The organism is Pseudoalteromonas sp. 78C3, assembly GCF_002836695.1.
In the GTDB taxonomy this organism is placed as follows: domain Bacteria; phylum Pseudomonadota; class Gammaproteobacteria; order Enterobacterales; family Alteromonadaceae; genus Pseudoalteromonas; species Pseudoalteromonas arctica.
The window spans coordinates 41,096-48,787 of sequence record NZ_PJAV01000176.1 but is presented as its reverse complement, the minus strand read 5'-3'; the positions used below and the strand labels follow the sequence as shown (position 1 = coordinate 48,787).

General features: G+C 40.1%; 8 protein-coding genes. 5 read left to right on the top strand and 3 right to left on the bottom strand.

Annotated elements, in window-relative coordinates; all coding sequences use genetic code 11:
* Nucleotide 1 precedes the first annotated feature (1 nt).
* From CXF76_RS19960 to lpxC, 4 genes are all read left to right on the top strand, one after another.
* The gene (locus CXF76_RS19960) at nucleotides 2–781 is read left to right on the top strand and encodes a cell division protein FtsQ/DivIB (RefSeq protein WP_007582934.1); all 780 of its coding nucleotides are present in this window, start codon (nucleotides 2–4) and stop codon (nucleotides 779–781) included.
* Entirely contained in the window at nucleotides 778–2,010 is a 1,233-nt protein-coding gene (gene ftsA, locus CXF76_RS19955; protein WP_007582937.1) for a cell division protein FtsA, read from the top strand. Before CXF76_RS19960 ends, ftsA begins: the two co-directional genes overlap by 4 nt.
* Nucleotides 2,011–2,031: 21 nt before the next feature.
* Nucleotides 2,032–3,279: a cell division protein FtsZ gene (gene ftsZ / locus CXF76_RS19950; RefSeq protein ID WP_101164457.1), complete on the top strand. Its 1,248-nt coding sequence runs from the start codon at nucleotides 2,032–2,034 to the stop codon at nucleotides 3,277–3,279.
* 106 nt (nucleotides 3,280–3,385) lie between these two features.
* A complete protein-coding gene (lpxC, locus tag CXF76_RS19945) occupies nucleotides 3,386–4,297 on the top strand; it encodes a UDP-3-O-acyl-N-acetylglucosamine deacetylase (protein ID WP_007582940.1) in 912 nt (303 codons plus the stop codon).
* A 93-nt stretch (nucleotides 4,298–4,390) separates the two neighbouring features.
* On the opposite strand, the gene yjjG is transcribed toward lpxC, so the two are convergent.
* The 3 genes from yjjG to CXF76_RS19930 all read right to left on the bottom strand — a co-directional run bounded on the left by yjjG (nucleotide 4,391) and on the right by CXF76_RS19930 (nucleotide 6,590).
* A complete protein-coding gene (gene yjjG / locus CXF76_RS19940; RefSeq protein ID WP_101164456.1) occupies nucleotides 4,391–5,065 on the bottom strand; it encodes a pyrimidine 5'-nucleotidase in 675 nt (224 codons plus the stop codon).
* 13 nt (nucleotides 5,066–5,078) lie between these two features.
* The gene (gene yjjX, locus CXF76_RS19935; RefSeq protein ID WP_101164455.1) at nucleotides 5,079–5,624 is read right to left on the bottom strand and encodes an inosine/xanthosine triphosphatase; all 546 of its coding nucleotides are present in this window, start codon (nucleotides 5,622–5,624) and stop codon (nucleotides 5,079–5,081) included.
* 66 nt (nucleotides 5,625–5,690) lie between these two features.
* On the bottom strand, nucleotides 5,691–6,590 hold the full coding sequence (locus CXF76_RS19930) for a phosphoribulokinase (protein ID WP_007579904.1): 900 nt from the start codon (nucleotides 6,588–6,590) through the stop codon (nucleotides 5,691–5,693).
* A gap of 157 nt (nucleotides 6,591–6,747) precedes the next feature.
* Between CXF76_RS19930 and CXF76_RS19925 the strand changes: the two genes are divergently transcribed.
* Nucleotides 6,748–7,623: a hypothetical protein gene (locus CXF76_RS19925; protein ID WP_101164454.1), complete on the top strand. Its 876-nt coding sequence runs from the start codon at nucleotides 6,748–6,750 to the stop codon at nucleotides 7,621–7,623.
* Nucleotides 7,624–7,692: the final 69 nt, after the last annotated feature.

Here is a 7,692-nt window from a genome sequence, read left to right as displayed (position 1 = left end):
TATGCATCCCCTTTTAGAAAAAGCTCAAGAAATCAAACTGAAACTTAATTGGTCTCTGATTTTTGGTGTGAGCTTTTTTCTGATAGTTGTAATTGGCTTAGTGCAAATTACAACAGGTGTATCGGATTGGTTAGTTGAAAACAAAGATGCTCAAATTAAGCACCTTACAGTGCAAGGGCAGCCTAAATACACAGATGAAACGGCAATTATAAAAGCGATTAAAAAAGCCGATTTAAGTAGTTTTTTTGAACTCGATGTTAAGCATGTGCAGCAGCTAGTTCAAGACTTACCCTGGGTTGCTACCGCTTCGGTACGTAAACAATGGCCTGATACTATACAAGTATATGTTGTTGAACATGAAGTAGTAGCACATTGGAATAGCGACTTATTGCTCAACCAAAGTGGTCAAGCATTTCAAGCCAGCAGCGATAAGTTAGATGATGACTTACCGCAGTTATACGGCCCAGAAGGCAGCGAAGAAGAAGCGTGGATTGCTTTTAAGCAATTTGATGAAATGCTAAAAGTTAACGGCTTAACGTTAACAAGTTTGGCATTGTCGGAGCGTTTTTCGTGGCAATTATGGCTAGATAACGGAATACGCTTAAATTTAGGGCGTAAAGATAAAGCCAAGCGTGTACAACGTTTTATAGACGTTTATCCACGAATGGAACAACGTGCAGATGCACAAGTAGATACAATAGATTTACGGTATGATACCGGCCTTGCAGTCAGCTTTAAGCCAGTGCAAGAAGAACAATTACAAAATAAGAGTAAGGCATGACTAAGTCAGCAGAAAGAAACCTAGTAATAGGGTTAGACGTTGGCACCTCGAAAGTGGTTGCCACGGTAGGTGAAATCACCGCAGATAACAAGCTCAGCATTGTTGGTGTGGGCAGCCAAGTATCTCATGGTATGGATAAAGGCGGCGTTAACGATTTAAACTTAGTGTCTGAGTCTATTCGCCGAGCAATAGACGAAGCCGAGTTAATGGCTGATTGTCGTATTAGCTCTGTGTATTTGGGTATTTCTGGCAAACATATACAGTGTCAAAATGAAAGTGGCGTGGTGGCAATTAATAACACTGAAGTCACTGACGAAGACATTGAAAATGTAATTCATATTGCGCGTTCTGTGCCTATTTCGGCAGAGCGTAAAATGCTGCATGCATTGCCGCAAGAATACAGTATCGACATGCAAGAGGGCATTAAAAACCCACTTGGTATGAGTGGTGTTCGTATGGAAGCGCGTGCACACATTATTACGTGCTCAAACGATATGGCAAAAAATATCGAGAAATGCGTAGAGCGCTGTGGTCTTGAAGTCGATCAACTTATCTTTACTGCATTAGCGTCATGTTATTCTGTACTAACAGATGACGAAAAAGAGCTAGGTGTTGCAGTACTTGATATTGGTGGCGGCACTATGGATATCACCATTTATATTAATGGCGCACTTCGTCACTCTGCGGTTATTCCAGTGGCGGGTAACCAAGTTACTGGTGATATTGCAAAAATATTTCGCACACCTATATCACATGCCGAGTCACTCAAAGTACAATACGCATGTGCTAGTAGCCAAATGGCAAGTAGCGAAGACACAATTGAAGTACCAAGTGTAGGCGGACGACCAGCAAGGTTAATGTCGCGCCATACATTATCTGAGGTGGTAGAGCCTCGTTTTAGAGAATTATTTGAGCTTGCGATGGAAGAAATTCGTCGTTCAGGCTTAGAAGACCAAATTGCGGCAGGTCTCGTTATTACAGGCGGAACTGCTAAAATGACTGGCGCGATGGAGGTGGCAGAAGACATCTTCCAAATGCCAGTAAGAATAGGCAAGCCAATCGGGATGGTTGGTTTGACAGACTATGTAGATGATCCTTCGTACGCAACCGCTGTTGGTTTGTTACAATACGGGCGTACCATGCAATCGATGAATGCACAAAAGTCGAAAGCAGAGGATAACAATAATTGGTGGAACCGCATTACTAAATGGTTCCAAGGCGAGTTTTAAGACTCAAGTCGGAGAGTAAACATGTTTGATATAATGGAACAACACAGCGAAGAAGCTGTAATAAAAGTAATCGGCGTGGGCGGTGGTGGCGGTAACGCTGTTGAGCACATGGTTAAACAACAAATAGAAGGCGTGCGTTTTATAGCCGCTAATACGGATGCGCAAGCATTACGTAACTCTGCTGCCGATATTACAGTTCAGCTAGGCACGCAAATAACCTCTGGGTTGGGTGCGGGCGCAAACCCTGAAGTAGGCCGTAAGTCGGCTGAAGAAGATGCAGATACAATTCGTGCCAGCCTTGAAGGCGCCGATATGGTATTTATTGCAGCCGGTATGGGCGGCGGTACAGGTACTGGTGCAGCACCGGTAGTTGCTAAAATTGCTAAAGAACTCGGTATTTTAACCGTTGCAGTTGTAACACGTCCTTTTGATTTTGAAGGTAAAAAACGTGCAGCAGCCGCTGAACAAGGTATTAACGAATTGTCAGAAATTGTAGATTCACTTATTACAATTCCGAACAATAAATTGCTTAAAGTTTTAGGAAAAGGGACTACACTTCTAGATGCCTTCGCTAAAGCTAATGACGTATTATTTGGTGCGGTACAAGGTATAGCAGAGCTAATTACACGTTCTGGTTTAATTAACGTGGATTTCGCCGATGTTAGAACTGTAATGTCTGCAATGGGTACTGCAATGATGGGAACGGCGTCCGCGTCAGGTCCTGATCGTGCACAAGAAGCAGCAGAAGCGGCTATCTCAAGCCCACTACTAGAAGACGTTGATTTAACAGGTGCTAAAGGTATCTTAGTTAATATCACCGCAGGTATGGACATTGCGATTGAAGAATTTGAAATTGTTGGTAATCACGTTAAAGCACTTGCGTCAGAAAACGCAACGGTTGTTGTTGGTGCGGTAATCGACCCAGAAATGACTGATGAGCTACGTGTAACGGTTGTTGCAACTGGCTTAGGCGGCGATCGTCGTCCACAGTTTGGTATTGTTGATAACGGCTTTAAAAAAGCATCAGGTTCTGATGTTGCAAGCACATCAAACCAAATGAGCAGTATGTACGTACCAAGCTTTGCAAGCCAAGATACAAACACTGAAGAAAACACTGCTAAAGCGCAAACGCAAAGCAAAGAAAAAGCGCCTACAACTAGTTCAAGCAGTGCATCAAGCTCTTCAGCACAAAATAGTAAAAAAGCGGATAAATCAGAAGGTGGTGATTATTTTGATATCCCCGCTTTTTTACGTAAGCAGGCTGATTAACATTTAATAATACTTTTGTTTGAAATATGTACAAATATTGAAAGACAAAAGGATTTATGTTAAAATCCGCCATATAACTGTAACTGATTTAAAAGTGAGCATACCTATGATTAAACAGCGTACGATTGCAGAAGTAGTCAAAGCCATAGGAATTGGACTTCATAAAGGTGAGAAGGTCACAATAACTCTCCGACCTGCGAGCGCAAATACTGGGATTGTATTTCGTCGTGTCGACCTTGATCCGGTTGTTGATTTTGAAACAACACCTGAAGCCGTTGGTGATACGCAGTTGTGTACCTGTTTAATTAACAAAGATGGTGTTCGCTTATCGACTACTGAGCATCTTATTGCAGCCGTTGCTGCAATGGGAATTGATAATCTAATTGTAGAATTAGATAGCTCAGAAGTACCGATTATGGATGGTAGTGCATTACCATTCATATATCTGTTACAAAAAGGCGGAATTGAAGAGCAAAACGTTGCTAAACGCTTTATCCGTATTAAAGAAAAAGTACGCATTGAAGAAGGTGATAAGTGGGCTGAAGTTGAACCATATGATGGTTTTCATATCGACTTTGAGATTGCATTTAACCACCCAGCTATCAATGAAAGTCGCCAACGTATTGGGTTGGATATAACAACGCAAAGCTTTATTGAAGAAATTAGCCGTGCGCGTACTTTTGGATTTATGAAAGATATTGAATACATGCATGCAAACAACCTAGCGCTAGGTGGTAGCATGGATAGTGCTGTGGTACTTGATGAGTTCAAAGTTTTAAATCCTAACGGTTTACGTTATAGCGACGAGTTTGTTAAGCACAAGATATTAGACTGTGTTGGTGACATGTTTATGACAGGCCATAATCTTTTAGGTAAAGTAACTGCATTTAAATCGGGTCATGATTTAAATAATAAATTACTTCGTAAAATTATGGCTACAGAGTCAGCATGGGAGTGGGCAACATTTGAAACGCCTGTGACGATGCCTGCACCCGGTCTTGAGTTAGCTCCAGCCTAAAAGCAGTAAAAGAGCAGCTCGAAAAACAGTTATAAAAAATGACGCTAATTAGCGTCATTTTTTTTGTGTGAAATTTAATAGCTCTATACTTTATTATAGCTCCAAAAGAGCTTGTAACTGATTTAAACTAGCTACGGTATAGGTTGGCTTTATTCCGTCGGCTAATTGCTCACCAGGGTGCTGTAACCAGCAAGTATCAATACCAACATTGTTGCCGCCAAGTATGTCACTTGCAGCAGTATCACCCACCATAAGTATCTCGCTTTTATCTGGGTTACCCATTAGCTCAAATGTGTGCTCGAAAATCGCTTTATTCGGTTTTGCTATACCTACAAGTTCAGATATAACTAACCATTCAAACATATCTTTTAAGCCAGTATGCTCAAGGCGTACGATTTGTAAGCGGGCAAATCCGTTAGTAATAATACCTAATCTAGCATTTGGCTTAAGTTTATTTAAAAGCTCAATAGCACCAGGTAATGGCTCGCAAATTTGCGCCATAGAATCTAAAAAAGCATCGTTTAGCTCTTTTGCTGGCACATTAAGTTTTGAAGCCCACTCATTAAAGCGTGTTACTTGTAAGTAATCTGCGCTAATAGTGCCATTTTGATAATCAACCCACAGCTGCTTATTGGTTTTTTGATAATGAATATAATCGTCTTGGCTAAAATCTACGTTGTAAGCTTTAAACATGCGAGTCATGCCCGCTAAAATATCAAACCTAAATAAGGTTTCGTCTGCATCAAACAATACATAGTTGTACTTCATTAAACTTCCTAAATTAATTTGTTTGGCTGTATAGCTCAGGGTGTAAAAAAGGCGCCATAGCTAAAGTGAGTGCTTGTGTATAGGTACTTTCGCGCGTGGCATGATTGTTGGTAAGTAGACCAATAGCGCCACCTTTTTGTTTAACGTTGGTGGTATTAAATGCTTTGTCCATTACATCGCCAAGTTCTTCACCTTTAAGTAATGCATTATAAAGTTCTTGGGGTAGAGGAAGGTTGCTGCTACGCCCTACAACTTGATTTAAGGCATTATCAATAACAACGTAAGCAAAGGTTGCTGCACCATAGCTAAATTGCTCTGCACCGCCTTCCATTGCAACGTAATAGTGAGCTTGGTGGTGCTTTTTGCAATAATTAACACGGTTTTGCGCGCCAATACGTGTTTCGTCTTCGCCAATAGGCTGATCGGGCACGCCTGAGGGAGCATTCACACCTTCACAGTCAATGATACATTCTGGAAAATACATAGTAAAAATATGTTTAGCGGCATTTATTTTTACAGGATTTTTAGAACCGACAATAATTTTTAATTGTTGTGACATGCTGATCTCACCTTGAGCAAAATCAGCAGTGTACGTGAGTTAGCTTTAACAAAAAAGAGTCGGTAATCAAATAGGTAAATCGAGTGGTGCTAGGTTTTCCAGTGCACGCTTTTTCAAAATAATATCTTTAATTAATGGGGTAAGTACAAGCTCCATAGCCAAGCCCATTTTACCGCCTGGTACTACAAGTGTATTTATACGAGACATAAAACTGCCTTCGATCATCCGTAAATAATAAGGAAAATCAACATCATCAATACCCCTAAAGCGAATAACTACAAAGCTTTCATCGAGTGATGGAATATCTTTGGCGCTAAATGGATTTGAGGTATCAACAGTAGGCACTCGTTGAAAATTAATATGGGTACGAGAAAACTGCGGGGTAATATGATTTATATAGTCATCCATACTGCGCACAATAGAGCCCATAACCGCTTCGCGAGAATGGCCTCGTTCGGATGTGTCGCGTATTAATTTTTGAATCCACTCAAGGTTAATAATTGGAACCATGCCTATTAATAAATCGACATGCTTTGCAACGTCTACATCTTGATCAACTACGCCGCCGTGTAACCCTTCATAAAACAATATATCAGTATTACTATCAAGGTCTTGCCAAGGAGTAAATGTACCCGGTAATTGATTGTATGGGACGGCTTCATCAAAGGTGTGTAAGTATCGGCGTAACTTACCTTGGCCTGTTTCACTATAGTTTTCAAACAACGCTTCTAAAGCACCAAAGTCATTTGCTTCTCGGCCAAAGTAACTAATGTGTTTATTTTCTTGTTGTGCTTCACGTACTTTTTTATCCATTTCAGGGCGAGTGTAACGATGAAAGCTATCTCCTTCGATAAAAGCCGCTTCAATATTAAGGCTACGGAAAATATGTTTAATTGCATTGGTTGTGGTGGTTGTACCCGCACCAGACGAACCCGTAATCGCAATAATAGGATTTTTAGCTGACATGTTAATTCTCTTTTTTAGGACCAGGTTTTATAACCAGACTAAACTTAACATTATTTTAAGCCGTTTGGGTATCTTAAGAGTTGACTGACTTAGCTCAAGTGACGTCATCAGCAAATAACGTTATCATGAGGTGCTTAAAATTAAAACGAGAGAAAGCATGAAACTTATTAAACCATTACTTGGGATATTTTCTATAGCAGCGATTAGCCCAATTATGGCGCAGGCTAGCATGCCAAAAAGCCAAGTATTACTTGCTGATTTAAATACGCCTTATGGGGTGCAAGTTAGTATAGTGAGTGATAAAAACAGTTATAACAACCAACCGCACTTAACAAGTACAGGTTTATACTTTACTCATGAGGTGATTGCAGGTGAGCAAAGCCAAACCGATATTGCTTATTACGATTTAACATCAAAAAAAGTTATTAATATCAGTAACTCTCCCGTAAGCGAATATTCACCAACGGTTATGCCAAGTGGTGATGCAGTATCAGCGATTGTTGTAGAGGCAGATGGTAAGCAAAAACTGTGGCAATACCCACTCAAAAGCGAAGATGCGCCAAGTCGTATTTTTGATTGGATTGAACCTGTTGGGTACCATGCATGGGGTGTTCAAAATGATTTAGTGATGTTTATTTTAGGAAAGCCTCATACTCTTCAATATACTTCTGTTGCACAAGCTAAGGGGAAAATAGCTGCCAGTAATATTGGCCGAACGCTTATTTATAACAACTCTACGGCTGCATTTTTATTTAGTTACACTAAAAACGAGCAACATATTTTAGCGAGTTTTAATCCACAAGATAAACAAGTTGAAGACCTACTAAGGTTACCTGCTCAAGTTCAAGATTTTATTTTGAAAGATGATGCAACTATCGCTTATGCTATTAAAAACCGCGTTTATCAGCGTAAACTTGATGGAAGTAATGAAGTATCGCAATGGCTTAATTTAAGCACCTACTGCGAAATAAATATAACAAGAATGAGTTACAACAATGAAAAACTCGCTTTTGTATGTGATATAACGCAGTAAAGCAGACAAATAAATTCAGATTTTATTGTGTGTATGCGTTAATCTAATACGCAAATTAACTAATAGGGA